Origin of the sequence: Gemmobacter aquaticus, from assembly GCF_007859075.1 — a bacterium.
Classification (GTDB): Bacteria; Pseudomonadota; Alphaproteobacteria; order Rhodobacterales; family Rhodobacteraceae; genus Gemmobacter; species Gemmobacter aquaticus.
Map to the genome: position 1 here is coordinate 1,081,423 of NZ_VOAK01000011.1, position 17,952 is coordinate 1,099,374.

16 protein-coding genes are annotated in these 17,952 nt (G+C 63.4%); 7 read left to right on the forward strand and 9 right to left on the reverse strand.

Translation table 11 applies throughout. From position 1 onward, the window contains the following. Window positions 1–175 precede the first annotated feature (175 nt). Entirely contained in the window at window positions 176–1,207 is a 1,032-nt protein-coding gene (locus FQU74_RS07435; RefSeq protein ID WP_146285767.1) for an ATP-binding protein, read from the forward strand. On the opposite strand, the gene FQU74_RS07440 is transcribed toward FQU74_RS07435, so the two are convergent. The 3 genes from FQU74_RS07440 to mazG all read right to left on the reverse strand — a co-directional run bounded on the left by FQU74_RS07440 (window position 1,208) and on the right by mazG (window position 4,178). After that, entirely contained in the window at window positions 1,208–2,155 is a 948-nt protein-coding gene (locus FQU74_RS07440; RefSeq protein ID WP_146285768.1) for a nucleoside hydrolase, read from the reverse strand. Window positions 2,156–2,315: 160 nt separating this feature from the next. Then, window positions 2,316–3,317 carry a Fe(3+) ABC transporter substrate-binding protein gene (locus tag FQU74_RS07445; protein WP_146285769.1) on the reverse strand — a complete coding sequence of 334 codons (1,002 nt, stop codon included), beginning with the start codon at window positions 3,315–3,317 and terminating at the stop codon, window positions 2,316–2,318. Window positions 3,318–3,401: 84 nt separating this feature from the next. Further along, window positions 3,402–4,178, reverse strand: coding sequence for a nucleoside triphosphate pyrophosphohydrolase (gene mazG, locus FQU74_RS07450; protein ID WP_229704343.1), 777 nt, complete (start codon window positions 4,176–4,178; stop codon window positions 3,402–3,404). Between the two features lie 141 nt (window positions 4,179–4,319). On the opposite strand from mazG, the gene FQU74_RS07455 reads away from it, so the two are divergent. From FQU74_RS07455 to FQU74_RS07480, 6 genes are all read left to right on the forward strand, one after another. After that, entirely contained in the window at window positions 4,320–5,489 is a 1,170-nt protein-coding gene (locus tag FQU74_RS07455) for a M20 aminoacylase family protein (protein ID WP_146285770.1), read from the forward strand. 11 nt (window positions 5,490–5,500) lie between these two features. Continuing rightward, window positions 5,501–6,247 (forward strand): YoaK family protein, encoded by a 747-nt coding sequence (locus tag FQU74_RS07460; protein ID WP_146285771.1) that lies wholly within the window; start codon window positions 5,501–5,503, stop codon window positions 6,245–6,247. Window positions 6,248–6,353: 106 nt separating this feature from the next. After that, window positions 6,354–7,322, forward strand: coding sequence for an agmatinase (gene speB, locus FQU74_RS07465; protein WP_146285772.1), 969 nt, complete (start codon window positions 6,354–6,356; stop codon window positions 7,320–7,322). A gap of 104 nt (window positions 7,323–7,426) precedes the next feature. Continuing rightward, on the forward strand, window positions 7,427–8,482 hold the full coding sequence (gene prfA / locus FQU74_RS07470; protein ID WP_146285773.1) for a peptide chain release factor 1: 1,056 nt from the start codon (window positions 7,427–7,429) through the stop codon (window positions 8,480–8,482). After that, entirely contained in the window at window positions 8,479–9,324 is an 846-nt protein-coding gene (gene prmC, locus FQU74_RS07475) for a peptide chain release factor N(5)-glutamine methyltransferase (protein WP_146285774.1), read from the forward strand. Before prfA ends, prmC begins: the two co-directional genes overlap by 4 nt. A 251-nt stretch (window positions 9,325–9,575) precedes the next feature. Further along, window positions 9,576–10,361 carry a DUF4167 domain-containing protein gene (locus FQU74_RS07480; protein WP_146285775.1) on the forward strand — a complete coding sequence of 262 codons (786 nt, stop codon included), beginning with the start codon at window positions 9,576–9,578 and terminating at the stop codon, window positions 10,359–10,361. Window positions 10,362–10,386: 25 nt separating this feature from the next. Here the strand turns inward: FQU74_RS07480 and rsmA are convergent, their stop codons facing one another. From rsmA to lptF, 6 genes are all read right to left on the reverse strand, one after another. Next, window positions 10,387–11,226: a 16S rRNA (adenine(1518)-N(6)/adenine(1519)-N(6))-dimethyltransferase RsmA gene (gene rsmA / locus FQU74_RS07485; protein ID WP_146285776.1), complete on the reverse strand. Its 840-nt coding sequence runs from the start codon at window positions 11,224–11,226 to the stop codon at window positions 10,387–10,389. Between the two features lie 69 nt (window positions 11,227–11,295). Continuing rightward, a complete protein-coding gene (pdxA, locus tag FQU74_RS07490) occupies window positions 11,296–12,276 on the reverse strand; it encodes a 4-hydroxythreonine-4-phosphate dehydrogenase PdxA (protein ID WP_146285777.1) in 981 nt (326 codons plus the stop codon). Window positions 12,277–12,278: 2 nt separating this feature from the next. Then, window positions 12,279–13,487 carry a peptidylprolyl isomerase gene (locus FQU74_RS07495; RefSeq protein ID WP_146285778.1) on the reverse strand — a complete coding sequence of 403 codons (1,209 nt, stop codon included), beginning with the start codon at window positions 13,485–13,487 and terminating at the stop codon, window positions 12,279–12,281. 61 nt (window positions 13,488–13,548) lie between these two features. Beyond that, the gene (locus FQU74_RS07500) at window positions 13,549–15,687 is read right to left on the reverse strand and encodes an LPS-assembly protein LptD (protein ID WP_146285779.1); all 2,139 of its coding nucleotides are present in this window, start codon (window positions 15,685–15,687) and stop codon (window positions 13,549–13,551) included. Beyond that, the gene (lptG, locus tag FQU74_RS07505; protein WP_146285780.1) at window positions 15,687–16,781 is read right to left on the reverse strand and encodes an LPS export ABC transporter permease LptG; all 1,095 of its coding nucleotides are present in this window, start codon (window positions 16,779–16,781) and stop codon (window positions 15,687–15,689) included. Before lptG ends, FQU74_RS07500 begins: the two co-directional genes overlap by 1 nt. Next, on the reverse strand, window positions 16,778–17,917 hold the full coding sequence (lptF, locus tag FQU74_RS07510; RefSeq protein WP_146285781.1) for an LPS export ABC transporter permease LptF: 1,140 nt from the start codon (window positions 17,915–17,917) through the stop codon (window positions 16,778–16,780). The genes lptG and lptF overlap by 4 nt, the downstream gene beginning before the upstream one ends. Window positions 17,918–17,952 lie beyond the last annotated feature (35 nt).

Consider the following 17,952-nt stretch of genomic DNA (forward strand, 5'->3'; position numbering starts at 1 on the left):
GTGGGCTGTCCGGCGGTCCACCCCTTCTTCTTTTCTCAAATATCCTCAGGGGGTGAATGGGCCGCATGGCCCAGAGGGGGCGCGAGCGCCCCCTTACCCAGTCGACCGCCGCAGGCAACGGTTGCAAGACCGGCGCAGGCGCGTCAGAACTCTGCCGTCAACGCCGGAGAACCAAATGCTGCGTGAAGGTGTCCAGTCCATGCTGGCGGCGGTGCCGCTGCCAATGATGTTGATCGGAAATGATCTTCGCATCGACGCGCTGAACGATCCGGGGCTCAAACTGTTCGGACCGGCATCGCTTGGCCGGCACTACAACCTGACGCTGCGCCAACCACAGCTGGTCGAGGCGATCGAGGCGGTCAGCGCGGGCGGGCCGAAGCGCAGCCTGCGCGTTACGCTTTCGCAAGGAAATCACGAAACCGCCTTCGATATCTCGGTCGCGCCGGTGCCGGGGATGGGGATGCTCTGCTGTTTCGTCGACGTGACCGAACTGGAACTGGTGGGACAGCAACGCCGTGATTTCGTGGCAAACGTCAGCCACGAGTTGCGCACACCGTTGACCGCACTTCTGGGCTTCATCGAAACACTGCAAGGCCCTGCCAAGCACGACCCCGTGGCGCGCGAGCGTTTCCTTGGGATCATGGAGCGTGAGGCAGGCCGCATGGCGCGTCTGGTGCGTGACCTTCTGTCGCTCAGCCGCGTGGAATCGGAAGAGCGCCGCCGCCCGTCGGGGCGGGTCGATCTGGGCGGGCTGGTGCGCATGACCATCGCGACGCTGAAACCTGTGGCCACGGATGCCGCGGTGACGATAGAGTTGATCGGTGCCAATGTGCCGACCCCTGTGCCGGGCGACAGCGATCAACTGACGCAGGTCTTTCACAACCTGATCGAGAACGCGATCAAGTACGGTGGCAGCGGCAAGCAGGTCACTGTCAGCATCCGGGCTCTGGACGATGCACCGGGCCTGCGTGGTCGCGCGGTCGAGGTCTCGGTCCAGGATCGGGGTGATGGCATCGAGGCCGTGCATTTGCCGCGCCTGACCGAGCGCTTCTACCGCGTTGACACGCACCGTTCCCGCGAAAAGGGTGGGACCGGGCTAGGTCTTGCCATCGTCAAACACATCATCAACCGCCATCGCGGGCGGCTGAGGATCGAAAGCGAGATCGGCAAGGGCAGCATCTTCTCGGTGGTCCTGCCGGTCGAGTGATCAAAGCCGCGCGATGCGTTCTGTCAGCAGCGCGTAGAAACCTTCGGCATCCAGATCGCCGATGAACAGCGCATTGGCCGGACGGCTCGTCACGCCCCACCAATCGGCAACGGTCATGCCCAGCGTCAATTCCGACTGCGTCTCGACCTCCACATTGATGTGGCGACCGGTAAAAAGGTCAGGCCGGATCAGATAGGCGATCACACAGGGGTCATGCAACGGCGCGCCTTCTGACCCATACTTCTGCATGTCGAAGCGTTCAAAGAAATCGGTCCACTCGGCGACCATTCGTCCCGGTTCGGTCCCAAGGTTGCGGAACGCCTCGATCCTTGCGCGGGTGGTCAGCGCCTTATGCGTGACATCCAGCGGCATGACGACGATCGGAACGCCGGATTTAAATACGATATCAGCGGCTTCCGGGTCGACGTAAATGTTGAACTCTGCAGCCGGGGTGATGTTGCCGACCTCAAAGTACGCGCCGCCCATCAGCACGATCTGCTGCACGCAAGAGATGATGTCCGGCGCGCGCTCAAAGGCGGTGGCAATATTGGTCAGCGGCCCCAGAGGGCACAGGGTTACGGTATGTGCGGGATGTGAGCGCAGCGTCTCGATGATGAAATCAACGCCGTGCTGGGCTTGCAGCGGCATGATCGGGTCAGCCAGTTGCGGGCCGTCGAGACCTGTCTTGCCATGCACATGCTCGGCCGTCACCAGTTTGCGTTTCAGGGGGCGGTCGCAGCCTGCAAAGACGCGGGTGTCGGGCTTTCCAGCCAGTTCGCAGATGATGCGCGCGTTCTTCTCGGTCAGCGGCAGCGGGACGTTTCCGGCAACTGCGGTGATGCCCAACACGGTCACATCCTCGGGGCTCGCCAGGGCCAGCAGAATCGCAACGGCGTCGTCCTGTCCGGGGTCAGTGTCGATGATGATCTTGCGGGGCGCATGTGCCATGGGCGTGTCCTGACGTGTTTGAGCGGTCATCTTGCACGGCCATTTTATGCGTGCCGATCTGTGCGCGACACCCCCGTCGCAATCGACCAATGCAATGGGGCGAAACGAAAAACGCCGCCCAGGTTGGGGCGGCGTCTGCTTCCTGTGGTCGCGGCCTTGATCAACCGTCGAAGTTGATCGTTTCCATGATCTTCAACGCATCCGCGCGATGGCCCGACACTTCGGAAAGCGGCAGTGCGTCGGGGGTAAAGGTACCCCAGCTTGCCACCAACTCCGAAACCGGAACGCCGGGCTTCACGGGGAATTCGTGGTTGGTTTCAGCATAGATGCGCTGCGCCTCATCCGACGACAGCCACTCCATCAGCTTGAGCGCGGCATCCTTGTTCGGCGCCGATTTGGTCATCGCAACGCCCGAGATATTCATGTGGGTGCCACCGTTCTCAAAGGTCGGGAATACGATGCGGACCGATTCTGCCCATGCTTTCTGCTCGGGGTCGTTCAGCATCTGACCCATGTAGTAGGTGTTGCCGATCGCGATGTCGCATTCACCAGCCCAGATCGCCTTCACCTGATCGCGGTCGCCGCCGTCAGGCTTGCGGGCGAGGTTCGCTTTCAGACCCTCGGCCCAGGTGGTTGCCGCGTCAACGCCGTGATGGGCAATGACTGCCGAGAGCAGGGCTACGTTATAGTCGTTGGTGCCCGAACGAGTGCAGATCTTGCCCTTCCACTTGGGATCGGCGAGGTCTTCATAGGTCGTCACGGCACCATCGGCCACGCGCTCTTTGTGGGCATAGACGATGCGGGCGCGGGCGGTCAGGCCGAACCACTGGTCGGCGCTGTCACGGAAGGCCTCGGGGATATTGGCATCAAGGACGTCGGACTGAACGGGTTGAACCACGCCAGCATCGACGATCTGCTTCAGCCGGGCGATATCCACGGTCAGAACGATATCGGCTGGTGAACGGTCACCCTCGGCCTGAAGACGCTCGGCCATGCCCTTGTCGACGAAAGCAATGTTCGTCGTGATGCCGGTTTCCTTGGTGAAGGCGTCCAGAAGCGGCTGGATCAGCTCGGGCTGGCGGTGTGAATAGATGTTCACTTCCTCAGCTACGGCGGGCAGGGCGGTGCTGCAAAGTGCGGCGGCGAGAAGGGCGCGGTTCATTGTTGACCTCTTTCGTCGGTTATCCGCGCCCTTTAATCCGACTTTTTTACTTCGGTCAATCATTGAGTGAAGTAGTCGGGAAATTTACGTCGCCACCCCGGCCTTTTCCTCGGCCTTGGCGCGGTTCCAGAGGGCGTCCATTTCCGCAAGATCGCTGTCCTCGGGCTTGCGACCTGTCTCGGCCAGCCAATCCTCGATCCGGGCAAAGCGGCGGGTAAATTTGGCATTGGCCGCGCGCAAGGCGGCCTCGGGGTCGATCTTCAGGTGGCGCGCGAGATTCGCCATCACAAATAGCAGATCGCCGAATTCCTCGAACCGCTCCTCCTCGGTCAGCGAGGTATGCGCCTCCACCAGCTCGCGCGCCTCCTCGGCGATCTTGTCGATGACCTCATCGGTCGAAGGCCAGTCGAATCCCACCCGCGCCGCACGCTTCTGCAACTTGACCGCACGGGTCAGGCCGGGCAGGGCCATGGCCACACCATCCAGCGTGCGGGCATTGCCACGCTCGGCCGCCTTTACGCGCTCCCAGTCCAGCGTCTGTTGATCGGCGCTCTTGTCGCGGCTTTCTTCGCCGAAGACATGCGGGTGCCGGGCAACCATCTTGTCCGAAATCGCACGCACCACATCCTCGAACCGGAAAAGTCCCATATCTTCGGCCATTTGCGCATGAAAGACCGATTGGAACAGCAGGTCTCCAAGCTCGCCCTTCAGCTCGTCCCAAGCCTCGCGTTCAATGGCATCGGCCACTTCATGCGCCTCTTCCAATGTGTAGGGCGCGATGGTTGCGAAGGTCTGTTCGATGTCCCAAGGGCAGCCGTCCGGCGCCCTGAGACGCGCCATGATCTCCAGTAGCCGGGGCATGCCTTCCGTTACGTCATGCACAAGGGCGTCGCTTTCGGAACGGGGCAGTGGACGTTGAGGCATTGCGGCAACCTTCATTTTGCGCTTCCTTCCGGGCTTAGACCCGAAGCCCCCGCAAGGAAAGCCCCGAGGAGCCCGCCCATGCCCGTTCTGAACCGCATCGCCGATATGGCCGACGAGATGAAGGGCTGGCGCCGCCATCTGCACCAATACCCCGAGCTGGAGTTCGACTGTCACGAAACCGCCGCCTTCATCGAGGCACGTCTGCGCGAGATGGGCGTGGACGAGATCCACCCTGCCATCGCGCGCAGCGGGATCGTCGGGATCATCAACGGGCAAGGAGAAGGCCCGACGATTGGTCTGCGGGCCGATATGGACGCCCTCGCAATCGTCGAGGCGACGGGAACGGATTACGCCTCGAAAGTGCCGGGAAAGATGCATGCCTGTGGTCATGACGGCCATGTCACCATGCTGCTTGGGGCGGCCAAATATCTGTGCGAGACCCGTCGGTTTTCCGGCCGGGTTGCGCTGCTGTTCCAACCTGCCGAGGAAGAGGGCGGCGGCGGCCAGGTCATGGTGCAGGAAGGCGTCATGGACCGGTTCGACATCACCGAGGTCTATGGCATCCACAACGCCCCCGGCGTCCCTTTTGGCCATTTCCAGACCAATCCCGGCGCGCTGATGGCCTCGGTCGATACCGCCATCGTCACACTGACTGGCAAAGGTGGCCACGGCGCCACCCCGCATGAATGCATTGACCCGGTTGTGGCCGTGGTTGCCATGGTGCAGGCGGTGCAGACCATCATCCCGCGCAACGTCTATGCCCTGGACGAGGCGGTGATCTCGGTTACGCAGATCCACACCGGCACGGCCTCGAACATCATCCCGGAAGAGGCGATGTTTTGCGCCACGATCCGCTGCTTCAACCCCGAGGTGCGCAACCTTCTGAAACGCCGCGTCTACGAGATCGTCGAGGGGCACGCGCTCGCCTTCAACGTCAAGGCGAAGATCGACTATGACTGGGGCTATCCCGCGACGATAAACCACCCCGATCAGACGGAATTCGCCACTCAGGTCGCAGCGGAAATCTCGGGCGCGAATGCGGTGAATGGCAGCGCCCCCCGCGAGATGGGCTCCGAGGATTTCAGCTATATGCTTGAGGCACGACCCGGCTCTTACCTGTTCCTCGGCACCGGCCCCGGCGCGGGCCTGCATCACCCGGCCTATGATTTCAACGACGAGATCTCTCCGGTGGGGGCCAGTTTCTTTGCCCGCCTCGTGGAGCGCGCTCTGCCGATCGCGGGCAAGTAAGGGAGGCGGCGATGCGCCGTCCGATCACCTCGACGCATCGCCTCGTGGCCGCGCGCAGAAGTCCGGGGCGGGACCTTTCGCTGGCGACGGTTCTTGCAGCCGTCGCCGGGGCCGCCAATGCGGGCGGGTTTTTCGCGCTCGGCGCCTATACCTCGCATATGACGGGCTATCTGTCGCAGCTTGCGGATAACCTGGTGCTGTGGAACCTGCGCGTGGCCGGAACCAGCATCCTTGCGATTGCGGCCTTTGTATCGGGCGCGGCCTTTAGCGCCATTCTGGTCAACTGGGCACGCGCGCATGACAAGCGCCAGCAATTCGCCCTTCCCCTGGCGGTGCAGGGGGTGTTCCTGCTGTGCTTTTCTGGTGGCGGGATGTTCTCGTCCGAGGCTGGGCGGCTATTCTCGCTGTGGTGTCTGTGCTTCATCATGGGGATGCAGAACGCGACCATCACCAAGATTTCCGGCGCGCGCATCCGTACCACCCATGCAACGGGGATGATTACCGATATCGGAATCGAGATCGGCCGGGCAATCTTTGGCCGGTTGATGCCGGGGCGGCGGGTCGATACCGATCGCTTCAAGCTACGCATTCTGGGGCAACTCGTCGGCGCCTTTGTCATCGGCGGCGTGGTCGGTGCCTTTGGCTATGGCCGCTTCGGTTTTGTCTTCTCGGTTCCGCTCGGACTGATCTTGCTGACCATGTCGCTGCCGACATTGGCTCTCTGGCGCGAGCACGGCAGCAGACCCGATGACATTTGATCAAACCATTTGACAAAACTGCCCCAATCGGCATTTTTGCGCCATCCGGATCCGGCGCGTCTCCGAAGCCCAGAATGACGACCGCTTTTCACCCGAGGAGCGTTCCATGGCCCTTGAAGATGCCAAGAACGAGATCGACGCCGCATTCACCCGCAAGGGCGCATCGCGCGGCTATGCTTTTGAAAACGCCTTTGCCGGCGCCACGTCCTTCCTGCGGCGGACCTATACAAAGGACCTGACCGGGGTCGACCTTGCGATAACCGGCGTGCCCTTCGATCAGGCCGTCACCCATCGCACCGGCACCCGCTTTGGCCCGCGCGCCATCCGCGAGGCGAGCACGCTGCAGCCCTATGACCCGCCACATGGCTGGGGCACGGATCCGCTGGTCGATCTGAATGTCGTGGATTACGGCGATCTGGCTTTCGACTATGCGAAGACCGCCGACTTCCCTGACCGTCTGACCTCTCATATCCGAACGATCCTCACTGCGGGGGCGGGGTCGGTTACCCTGGGGGGCGATCACTACATCACTTTCCCGATCCTCAAGGCCTATGCCGAAAAATTCGGACCGATGAGCGTGATCCACTTCGACGCCCATTCTGACCTGTGGGAAGATGACGATCTGACCCGGATCGACCACGGCACCATGATGTACAAGGCGGTCAAGACCGGCCTCGTCGATCCCAAACGCTCGGTCCAGATTGGCATCCGCACCTTCTGCGAGGACTACCTTGGCATGAACGTCATTGACGCCCGCGAATGTCACGAGATTGGCATCGCCCGCATCGTTGAAAAGGCCAAGGCCATCGTCGGCGACAACCCTGTCTACCTGACCTTTGACATCGACGCGCTCGACCCTGCCTTCGCACCGGGCACCGGCACGCCGGTCTGGGGCGGCCTCGCCTCGTGGCAGGCCTCGGCGATCCTGCGCGACCTTGCCGGGATCAACATCGTCGGCGGCGACGTGGTTGAGGTCTCGCCCCCCTATGACACGACGGGCGCCACCGCCATTGCGGGTGCCCATGTCGCGCATGAGATCATCTGCCTGTACCACTGGGCCAAGACCCGCCGCTGACCGATCATTCTGGCGAGGCTACCTCGCATTGGGCATGGGGGACCCGAAGTCCCCCATCGCTGCCGCCCCTTGACCCCGCCGGGCCATCGCGCCAAACCGCTGTCATGGTTCCCTTCGACAAACTCGATCAGATCACCCGGCGTTTCGAATACCTCGAGGCGAAGCTCGCCGAAGGCGCTCCTCCGGCAGAGATTGCCGCGCTTTCGCGCGAGTATTCCGACCTCAAGCCGGTTGCCGCCGAGATTGCCGCCTATCGCCAGTCGCTTGATGATCTGACAGAGGCCGAGGCGATGCTTTCGGACCCCGACATGAAGGCTCTGGCCGAGGAGGAAATCCCCGTCCTGCGCGCCCGCATCCCCGAGATGGAGCAGGCCCTTCGCATCGCACTCCTGCCCAAGGATGCCGCTGACGCGCGCCCCGCGATTCTCGAGATCCGCCCCGGAACCGGGGGCGAGGAGGCGGCGCTGTTCGCAGGCGACCTTGCGCGCATGTATCAACGCTATGCCGAACGGATGGGCTGGCGGTTCGAGGTGCTTGAACAGCAACTGTCGGATCTGGGTGGCATCAAGGAGTTCACCGCCCATGTGCAGGGCGAGGGGGTCTTTGCGCGCCTGAAGTATGAAGCCGGCACCCACCGTGTGCAGCGCGTGCCCGAGACCGAGGCCGGCGGCCGCATCCATACCTCTGCCGCGACCGTCGCCGTCCTGCCCGAGGCCGAGGAAGTGGATATCGACATCCCCGCCGCTGACATCCGCATCGACACCATGCGCAGCAGCGGGGCAGGTGGCCAGCACGTCAACACTACCGACTCGGCCGTGCGGATCACCCACATCCCGACCGGGATCATCGTCACTTCCTCCGAGAAGTCACAGCACCAGAACCGCGCGATTGCCATGCAGGTTCTGCGCGCCCGCCTGTTCGAGATGGAGCGCGACCGCGCCGCCTCGGCCCGTGCGGCCGACCGCAAGGCGCAAGTGGGCTCAGGCGACCGCAGCGAGCGTATCCGCACCTACAACTTTCCCCAGGGGCGCATGACCGATCACCGCATCAACCTGACGCTCTATGCGCTGCCGCAGATCATACAGGGCGACCTGACCGAAGTGATCGATGCCTTGATTGCCCATGATCAAGCCTCCAAATTGGCCGAGATGGAGGGATGACGGCCCCCCGCACCATCGCCGATGCGTTTCGCGCAACCAGCACGATCCTTGCGTCGGCCGGGGTGCCTGAACCCGCCAAGGACGCGCGGTTGCTTTTGTCACATGCTGTTGGCCTGTCGTCAGACCGGTTGATCATGGCCATGCAGGAGCCTCTGCCAGACAGCGCCGAGCCCCGGCTCGCATCGATGGTCGAGGCACGTTGCAAGCGTCAGCCAATCAGCCAGATCATCGGCCAGCGGCAGTTCTGGGGCCGCGACTTCCGCGTGACCCCGGACGTGCTCGACCCCAGGCCCGAAACCGAGGTGCTGATCGCCGCCGCTCTCTCTGCGCCTTTCACGCGTGTTCTGGATCTTGGCACAGGTTCCGGCGCGATATTGGTGACCCTGCTCTCCGAACGCCCATCCGCGCAGGGCGTGGCAACGGATCTTTCCCCCGCCGCGCTGGCCGTCGCGCAAGATAACGCCGTGCGCCTTGGTGTCGCGGAACGCGCCTCTTTTCTACCCGGAAGCTGGTTTGATCCGGTGCAGGGAATGTTTGATCTGATCGTGTCGAACCCGCCCTACATCGCGGCGGACGAGATTCCCGCCCTTTCACCCGAAGTGTTGAACTGGGAGCCGCATATGGCGTTGACGCCGGGCGGGGACGGGCTTGATGCCTATCGCGCCATCACTGCCGGTGCGCCGCACTACCTGCGACCGAACGGGCGCCTCTTGATGGAGATCGGCCCGACCCAAGGGGCCGCGGTCGCAAGTCTCTGCCATGCGGCCGGACTGACATCGCCCAGCATCCTGCAGGATATGGATGGACGCGATCGCGTGGTCTCGGCAGTTTTGGCGGTTTGACTCTTTGCCTGCGGGCAACAGGTGCGGAAAATCGCCCAAAATGTACCGGTCACAGGGTAACAGCCCCAGAATCCGCTTGTCTTGCCGGCCGTCACATGATTACTCGGTTTTAGCAGTCGGGCGGATATAGCTCTCGCCGTCTGCGGTCTAGCCGAGACAGGTTGGCAACGAACATCGGGCCCTGCGGCCCCCTGATCCGCCACGCTGGTCACGGTGAAACCCGGTTCACCATATCCGGATCAAAGGACAAGATGAGATCCTCGAAATCCCGTTCGCGTTCGAAATCGAACCGCCCGCGCTCGATCGGTAATATTATCAACCGTGTCTTCGACAGCTCGGGCCCTGAAGGCAAGGTCCGTGGCACGCCGCAACAGATCATCGAGAAGTATCTGATCCTCGCGCGCGATGCCCAGCTTTCGAACGACCGCGTTGCGGCCGAGAATTTTCTGCAGCACGCAGAGCATTACACGCGTCTTCTGAGTGAGGCCCAGCGAGAGCTTGCGGCCGAGCAGGAGGCACGCCAGCAACATTTCCAGCAGAACGGCCAGCAGCAGTTCCGCGACCGTGGCAATGACGCGCCTCGGCCCGATCCGCGCGACGCGCGCGAGGATCGCGAAGTCGGCGTTGGCGATCAGCCCGATCTGGGCGATACGGTGATCTTCCCCGGCAAGGAAGAAGAGAGCCATCTGGTCGAAACGCCAGAGATGGCGCCACGTGACGCGCAACCCCGTCGTGAAGGCGAAGCCCGCCCGCCGAGGGAGCCGCGCGATCGTCGCGATTTCCGTGGCCAGCGTCCGCCGCGCGAGAACCGCCCGCCTCGCACCGAGGCCGAGGTTCAGCCGCAGCCCGCGCGCGTCGAGGTGGCCGAACAGACAGCCGCGCCTGCTGCCGCGCCCGCAAGCGAGGCCCCTGCAGCGGTGGCGGCGCCCGAGGGCGATGCACCTGCCAAGCCGCGCCGCGCCGCTGCGCCGCGCAAACCGCGTGCCGAAAAGCCAAAGACAGATCCGGTCGATCCAAAACCGGAAGCAGCAGAATGAACGCGGGGCCCGATGGGCCCCGTTTTCATTTCACGATCTGCCGGGCAAGTGCGCAGAACTGTTCAAGCGAGATTTCTTCCGCCCGGGCCGTGGGCTCGATGCCGGCGGCCAGCAAGTGCGCTTCCACATCCGGACCCAGTCCCTTCAGTGACGACCGCAGCATCTTGCGGCGTTGGTTGAAGGCCATGGCCGTGATGCGTGACAAGACCTTGCCATCAGCCGGATAGCGCGGCTCGGCTAGCCGGGTCAGATGGACCACAGCGGAATGAACCTTTGGGGCAGGGGTAAATGCCTCGGGCGGCAGATGCATGACGATGCGGGCGTCGCAGCGCCATTGCGCAAGCAGCGCGAGGCGGCCGTAGTGATCGGTTCTTGGTCGCGCCACGATCCGCTCGGCAACCTCTTTCTGGAACATCAGCGTCAGGCTTTCCCAGAACGGCGGCCAGTTGTCGGGCGTCAGCCAACGGATCAGAAGCTCGGTCCCCACGTTGTAGGGCAGGTTTGCAACGATCCGGATCGGCGGCGTCAGATGCGCCAGAACGTCAACCTCAAGCGCATCCCCGTGGATGACCTGCAGCTTGCCGGGATAGGCGGCCTCGATCTCGGCCAATGCGGGCAGACAGCGCGCATCCTTTTCAATGGCCAGAACCCGCCGCGCGCCTTCAGCCAGAAGACCACGCGTCAACCCACCCGGGCCCGGCCCAACCTCCAGCACGTCGCAACCGGACAAATCGCCTGCCTGACGCGCGATCTTTGCAGTCAGGTTGAGATCCAGCAGGAAATTCTGCCCCAACTGCTTTTTCGCCACCAGATCGTGCGCGCGGATCACCTCACGCAGGGGCGGCAGTCCGTCGATCGTCGCCATGTGGAACGGCTCCTGTTCTTCACGCTGGTCCAAGTACCTTACAGCTGTGCGGGTGTGTGCTCTCCGCCACTACGGTTGGCGTACCCGCGCCTCTGCCATGTGATGCGCCATGCGCAGGGCTGCAACAAGGCTTGAGGGCTCGGCGATGCCCTTGCCCGCAATATCGAGCGCCGTGCCATGATCCGGCGATGTCCGCACGAAGGGCAGGCCCAGCGTCACGTTCACACCGCCGTCAAAATCGATCGTCTTGATCGGGATCAGCGCCTGATCGTGATACATGCAGATCGCGACATCATAGGTGGCGCGGGCGCGCGGGTGAAACATCGTGTCCGCCGGCAACGGACCGCGGATCGCCATGCCCTCAGATGCGAGCTTCGCGACAACAGGCGCGATGACGCGGGCATCCTCGGTTCCCATCGCGCCGCCTTCGCCCGCATGTGGGTTCAGCCCGGACACGGCGATCCGGGGCCGGGTCAGGCCAAAGTCGCGACGCAGGCCAGCCTCGGTGATCCGGATCGTGGCCTCTAGCCCCTCAGCGGTGAGTTGGCGGGGCACTTCGCTGATCGGGATGTGGATCGTTGCCGGCACGACACGCAACTCGGGCGCGGCAAGCATCATCACCACCTGCTCGACACGGGCCAGAAAGGCCAGAAACTCGGTATGTCCCGGAAAGCCGAAGCCCGCGCCGTCCTTCAGCACCTTCTTGTTGATCGGAGAGGTGCAGATTGCCGCGACCTCGTTTTTCAACACCATGTCCACGGCGCGGGCGATGACCTCAACCACGCCACGCGCGTTGGCATAGGTGATCTTTCCGGGGGTTGCCGGTGCCGCAAAGGGATGCGCCAGAACCGGCAGCTCGTTGGCCGGGACTGCCATGGCCTCGGCCGGGCGATGGATCAGCCGATGCGCGGTGTGCGGGGGCAGGTGGCGGGGGTCACCCATCCAGAAGAACGGTACCTCGGCCCCAAGGATCTGGCGCGCCTTCACGGCAATTTCCGGCCCGATCCCTGCGGGCTCGCCGCAGGTCAGGGCGATGGGAAGGGAGCCCATGGTTACGGTGTCCGGATGATCGCGTTCGCCCGCAGGGTGGCCAGATACTGTTCAGCCATACGGTCAATCTTCACGTTCGCCAGCCGGTTGCGGATGTTCTCGCGCTCGATCGGCGGATCCGTGACCGGGGACCGCGTGCAGACCATCAGCACCTCGCGCGCACCACCCACATCGCGCACGACCATCTCGTTACGATCAAGCCGCGACAGCAGCAGGCCCACATCCGACGGGATCTGATCCATCGTCTGTTTGATGATCGAAAGCTGATCCTCCGGCAGGCCGGGGACGAGGCCGAAAAGGTCCTGACAGGTCTGTGCCTGGGTCTGGACTGTCGCAATCGCCGTATCGGATTCAGCCGAAATGGGCAGGCGCAGGCGCGCATATTCCACCTGCACGGGCAGCGTGGAGGTCTGCGGCCCTTCAACCACACTGCGGAGCTGGAAGAGGGCGACCCCGCCGGGGATCATCATCGGCGGCGAGACCTGTCCGGGTGCAAGCGGCAGCAGCAGGCCCGAGATCTGCGGGGGCAGGTTGGCAAGGGGCAGCGGATCGACGCGTCCACCGCGTTCGCGTGAGGGGGCAGCCGAATACTGTTCGACAGCCGCCGCAAATGACGCCTCACCGGTGACCGAACGACGGATGTCATTGGCCAGCGCCAGTGCCTTTTCTTCTTCCCCCGGATTCGCCGGGATGATCAGTTCTGCAATAGAGACGACCAGCGCCGCCTTTTTCGTCTCTGCCTCGAGCGCACGATCAATCTCTTCATCCGAGACCTTGGCCTTGCCGGTAAAGCGGCCGCGCACAATCTCGCGCCAGACCACCCCAGCCTCGACGAAATCGCGGAACGTCTCGGGGGCGACACCCGCTTTGCCGAGTTGTTCGAGGAACTGCTCGGCCGTCATGTTCGCGCGCTGCGCGAATTCTTCCATGCCCTTCTGGACATTTTCTTCCGTGGCGGTGACGCCAAAGCGGGCCGCCTCTTGCACCCGCAGGCGGTCAGCGATCAGATCGTCCAATGCCTGCTTTTCCAGATCGCCGGGCGCGCGCATCAGGCGCATGAACAACAGCCGCTGCTGGAACTCATACTCGGTCACAGCGCTGTCATTGATGATGATGCGGGGCGCAAACAGGTTCTGCTGTGCTGCCGCCGGGATCGCCTGCGCGGAAAGTGCGATCAGGCTGGCGGTAAGCAGGGGCAGGAGACGGGTCATCTTCGGGCAGTCTTTCCGTTGCGGCGCAGGGCCTTTGATATTCTGGCGCGGGTTCACGGCGTCAGCTCCGGCATGCCCGCGCGGGGCCGGCCTTGGCGCTGCCGCCAAAACCCAGAAGGTCCACCGAAAAGCCGATATCGGTGGTCGGGCTCACACTAGTCGAGGTCGTGAACCGGCGCGAGAGGGAAAGATCCATGCGTAGACACTCGTTGCGGAATTCGACCCCGATGGCCGCGCGGTTTGCGCGATCAGCCTCGACGTCATAGCGGGTCGAGGCCATCCCCGTCCAGTTTGGCGACAGAGCATAGCGGGCGTCAAAGTAAAGCTCCTGCGTATCGGTCGGCCGGTTCTCGGCTTCATCGGCCTGAACCCAGACATACGAGGACGACAGCCCATACTTCTCGCGGTCGATATCGAGCCGCATTTCGGCCTTGGTCAGCTCCATCTCGGAATCGACGAGTGCCCGACCGGTCGCAGAAAGGCCCTGTGGCAGGGTGATCTGCCCGCTCAGCAGCCAGTTTGAGTTGATGCCATCGAGGCCCGAGGCCGTGGTGAACTGCCCCTCGTCCTCGGTTCGGTAGACACGACCGGCGGCCATCGAGAGGCTCCATCCAGTCGGGTCGAACCGTGTCCAGACCATCCCGAGGTTCAGCCGTTTGCCTTCTTCACGCGCGTCATTGCCGGAAAACCGGCTAAGCGAGAACAGGTTGCCCTCGTCGAATTCGACCAGAGCACTGTCCTCATTTGGGATGTCGCCGTCCTCTGACGGTGCCAGCACGACCTGCACCACCGGCTCGATCACATGCGAGGCGCCGTCGGCGGTTGATCCGGTCCAGGGCCAGCGCAGCTCGGCCGCGACCGCGCCGGACAGCCGGGTCTGGTTGCCCTCGTAGATGATGTCCTGCTGGATCGAATAGATGTCCGCATTTCCCTCGGCAAAGAGAGATCCCACCACACCGGGTCCAAAGATCCAGTTTCGCCGCCAGTCAGCCCTGATCGTGATGCGCGCCATGTCGCGCCCCTCGGGCTGACCGTTGTCGTAGAAGGGAGATGTCGAGGTCCGCTCATGGGCGTGCGATTGCAGTCGCAAGCCCGCCTCGCCACCCAGCGGGCCGCCAGAGAAGCGCCGGTGCCATGTGAAATCGCCAATCAGCGTGGGCAGGGTCGCGTTGTCCTCAAGCTCGCCGCCGACGTCCCGGATCGAATAGTAGTGCACGATCCGGCCCGAGATGTACTCGTTGCGCCGGGTGCGGCTGATCTCGAGCCGGCTGTCGATCCGGTCGGTATCAGAGATGTCATAGTCCAGCAGATACCCCGGATCGCTGACCGTCATGCCATTGAAGGCCAGCAGGAAGTCATCGGGCAGACGGAACTCACCCATGGCCTGCAGATAGCCGCGCTGCTCATCGGGCAGGATTTCATCGTAGGACAGGGCGCCGTTCAGCTCGACCCACCCGCTCTGGAACGCCTCACGGTAGCGAAGGTCCAGCGTGCGGCCGTTCTTGGTGGACAGGAACGGGGCCAGCGTGATGTCCCTGCTGGGCCCCAGAGGGATGAAGTAGGGCAGCGTGATGCCCGCCCCGAGCTGCGAATTATTCCGGAAGTCGGGCGCCAGAAAGCCCCGCGCGCGTTGCAGCGTCGGGTCCGGCAGGCGCAACCGGGGCAGCCAGGCCACGGGAACGCCAACAAACCGCAGTTGCGCGTCGTCGAACCACAGCTGTTGGGCGACCTGATCGTGCACCACCCGACTTGCGCGCACCTCCCACAGCGGCGTGGGGGCGACGGTGCAGACCTGGCACGACGAGGCAACCGTATCCGTCAACTCGGTGTACCGCCCCTGTGTGCGAAACATCTGTCGCGCAGCGATCTGCATCTGACGATCCAGCACCACCCGTGCAGAGGTCAGAAGTCCCTCGGACAGATCGGTCGAAAGCTCTGCCGCGTCGGCAGTGACGATATTGCCCTTGGCATCGACCACCGTCAGCGGTCCGGTAATGCTGAGGTGATCAGCGTCGCGATCATAGGTCACTGCCTTGGCGCGCACGATTTGTCCCCGATAGCGCATTTCGACCCCGCCTTCGGCCTGAAGCACGGAATCGCCGGTGACCATGACCCGGTCGGCCTGCAAGGTCGCCAGATCCTGCGCGTTGACCGGCAGGGCAGTCAGCGCCAGAAGCGCGAGAAGTGGTAGCCTGCGCATCAGCCGTCCTCCAGATGCAGCAGAAGGCCAAGCGCAAAGAGCGTGGCAGCAAGCGGGGGTGCCCAGGCGGCGACCATGACCGGAACCTGTCCGGTTTCGCCAAGGACCTGACCAAAGTTGCGCAGGAAAAAGATCCCAAAGCCGCAGAGCAGCGCGATCAGCACGTTCAGCCCGGTGCGGCCAAAGCGGATGTGCCGCATGGTGAACCCGGCCGCAATCAGGACCATCGCACTCATCAACAACGGTAGCGCCAGTTGCATCTGGAACCAGACCTGATGGCTGCGCGCGGCGAAACCGGCACGCTCCAGGCTCTGAATGTAGCGCGGAAGTTCCCACACCGGGATGGCAGAGGGGCGGCCGAAACTGTCGCGGATCGCGGCAGCCGTCAGGTCAGAGGCAATGCTGGTCCGTTCAAGCGTGCGCGCCCCCACCTCGGGGTTCTGCTGGTCAAGCGGCCAGATCTTTACCGTTTCAAGATCCCATGCGCCGGGAACAAGGCGCGCGGTCTCGGCCTCTACACGTTCACGCGGAAGGCCGTTTTCGTCGAAGCTCAGAAAGGTCACGCCAAAGAGGACAGTGCCGTCGCCATTGGCGCGAACGGCGTGGACGACGGTCTGCAACCCGTCGCCACCCTGACGCAGCCATAGCCCGCTTTCCGACACCGACAGCACCCGCTCGGCCCCCTGTGCATACCCCGCATAGCGCGTTTCATACGCCTTGGAGGTGGCAGCAGCCAGCGGGTTCAGCACGGCAACCGCAAGTGAGCCGATCAGCAGTGAGACGATGACGGGCGCAAGCAGGAACCTGAGCCCCGACCGCCCGGCCGCGCGCACGACGACGAGTTCGGACGAGCGCGAAAAGCCCAGAAACATCGCAATCGCCGAAAGGATCATGATCAGCGGCAGGATATTGTAGAGGCTGTCCGGCACATTCAGCGCCGAAAGCTCGGCCGCCTGCAACAGACCAACGCCATGCTTCGAGAGGCGGCGCAACTGATCAAGCATGTCGATCAGCATCAGGATGCCAAAGAAGATCCCGGCAACCCGCAGGAACATCCAGGCAAAGCGGCGCGCGACGTAAAGGCTGAGCGTCATGTCGCGGCCCCCGGCGTCTGGCGAGGCAGGCGTCTTGGACGCTGAGAGAGCCACAAGAGCAGGGCCGCGATCCCGACGCCGACGACCGGCGCGACATAGACAAGCGGCCAGGAGGTGTCGCTACGCAGGCTCGCCCCCGATGCCCAGGTGTGGATCATCTGCACCACGATCAGCAGCAGGACAGAAACCCCCATCTGGCGCCAGAGCCCGAACCGCGAAAAGCCGCCCAGCAGAAGGGCCGAAAAGCCGAGTAGCGCGGCCGCTGTGGCAAGGAACGGCATGGCAAAGCGCGTGTGCCCCTCGGACAGAAGCGCGGCCCGATTCTCGCCGGTTTCGCGCAGCAATGCGGGCGTCGCGGAAAGAAGCTCTGCCGTCGACAACTCGTCGATACTGCGACCGGGAAGCGAGCCGCTGTCGATCAGCGCCGACAGGTCATAGGTCAGATCGCTGAACCGTGTCACCGACAGGCGCCCGACCCGCGTCAGGTCCTGTACCATGCCGTCGAACATGATCAGTTTGGGCGCATCCGGCCCGCCATCGGTACCCCCGCGCGAGAGAAGGGCGCGACTGGCGGTGTAGATACGCCGCACATCAGGATTGCGCTCATCCGAGATGAAGACGTCCTCAAGCTCACCACGGTCGGTCACCTCGGCAATGTAGAGGGTGATCCCGTCGGTCGGGTGCATGAACTTGCCGTCGGTCAGGTAGCGGGCGGTGACATTCTCTGAAATCTCTGCCGAGCGCGTTGCAAGCAGGGACCGGCTGGCCGGCACGAGGAAATGCATCAGCGCCATCATCATCAGCGCGACACAAAGACCAAAGATCAGGACAGGGCGCGCCAGGCGGAACGATGAAAACCCGGTGGCCTGCATGACAACCAGCTCACTGTCGCCCATCAGGCGGTTGACAGTATAAACCGTCGCTGCAAAGGCCGATATCGGCAAGACCAGCCGGATGACATTCGGCAGGGTCAGCAGAGAAAACTCAAGGAAAACCAATGCGGTCTGGCCATCGCTGATCAGCTCGTCGAACAGGCCTACCGCCCGGTTCACCCAGTAGATCGCCACCAGAACCAGAGAGAAGAACCCGAACAGCGCAAGCAATTGCGACAGCAGATATCTGTCGAATCTCGACACGCCGACCTCTTATCCCTTCCGATGCTTCACGCCCG

Bases quoted from the DNA above. Each gene is read 5' to 3' on its own strand.
- FQU74_RS07435 (WP_146285767.1), top strand. From the start codon at position 176: ATGCTGCGTGAAGGTGTCCAGTCCATGCTGGCGGCGGTGCCGCTGCCA.
- FQU74_RS07440 (WP_146285768.1), bottom strand. From the start codon at position 2,155: ATGGCACATGCGCCCCGCAAGATCATCATCGACACTGACCCCGGACAG.
- FQU74_RS07445 (WP_146285769.1), bottom strand. From the start codon at position 3,317: ATGAACCGCGCCCTTCTCGCCGCCGCACTTTGCAGCACCGCCCTGCCC.
- mazG (WP_229704343.1), bottom strand. From the start codon at position 4,178: ATGCCCCGGCTACTGGAGATCATGGCGCGTCTCAGGGCGCCGGACGGC.
- FQU74_RS07455 (WP_146285770.1), top strand. From the start codon at position 4,320: ATGCCCGTTCTGAACCGCATCGCCGATATGGCCGACGAGATGAAGGGC.
- FQU74_RS07460 (WP_146285771.1), top strand. From the start codon at position 5,501: ATGCGCCGTCCGATCACCTCGACGCATCGCCTCGTGGCCGCGCGCAGA.
- speB (WP_146285772.1), top strand. From the start codon at position 6,354: ATGGCCCTTGAAGATGCCAAGAACGAGATCGACGCCGCATTCACCCGC.
- prfA (WP_146285773.1), top strand. From the start codon at position 7,427: ATGGTTCCCTTCGACAAACTCGATCAGATCACCCGGCGTTTCGAATAC.
- prmC (WP_146285774.1), top strand. From the start codon at position 8,479: ATGACGGCCCCCCGCACCATCGCCGATGCGTTTCGCGCAACCAGCACG.
- FQU74_RS07480 (WP_146285775.1), top strand. From the start codon at position 9,576: ATGAGATCCTCGAAATCCCGTTCGCGTTCGAAATCGAACCGCCCGCGC.
- rsmA (WP_146285776.1), bottom strand. From the start codon at position 11,226: ATGGCGACGATCGACGGACTGCCGCCCCTGCGTGAGGTGATCCGCGCG.
- pdxA (WP_146285777.1), bottom strand. From the start codon at position 12,276: ATGGGCTCCCTTCCCATCGCCCTGACCTGCGGCGAGCCCGCAGGGATC.
- FQU74_RS07495 (WP_146285778.1), bottom strand. From the start codon at position 13,487: ATGACCCGTCTCCTGCCCCTGCTTACCGCCAGCCTGATCGCACTTTCC.
- FQU74_RS07500 (WP_146285779.1), bottom strand. From the start codon at position 15,687: ATGCGCAGGCTACCACTTCTCGCGCTTCTGGCGCTGACTGCCCTGCCG.
- lptG (WP_146285780.1), bottom strand. From the start codon at position 16,781: ATGACGCTCAGCCTTTACGTCGCGCGCCGCTTTGCCTGGATGTTCCTG.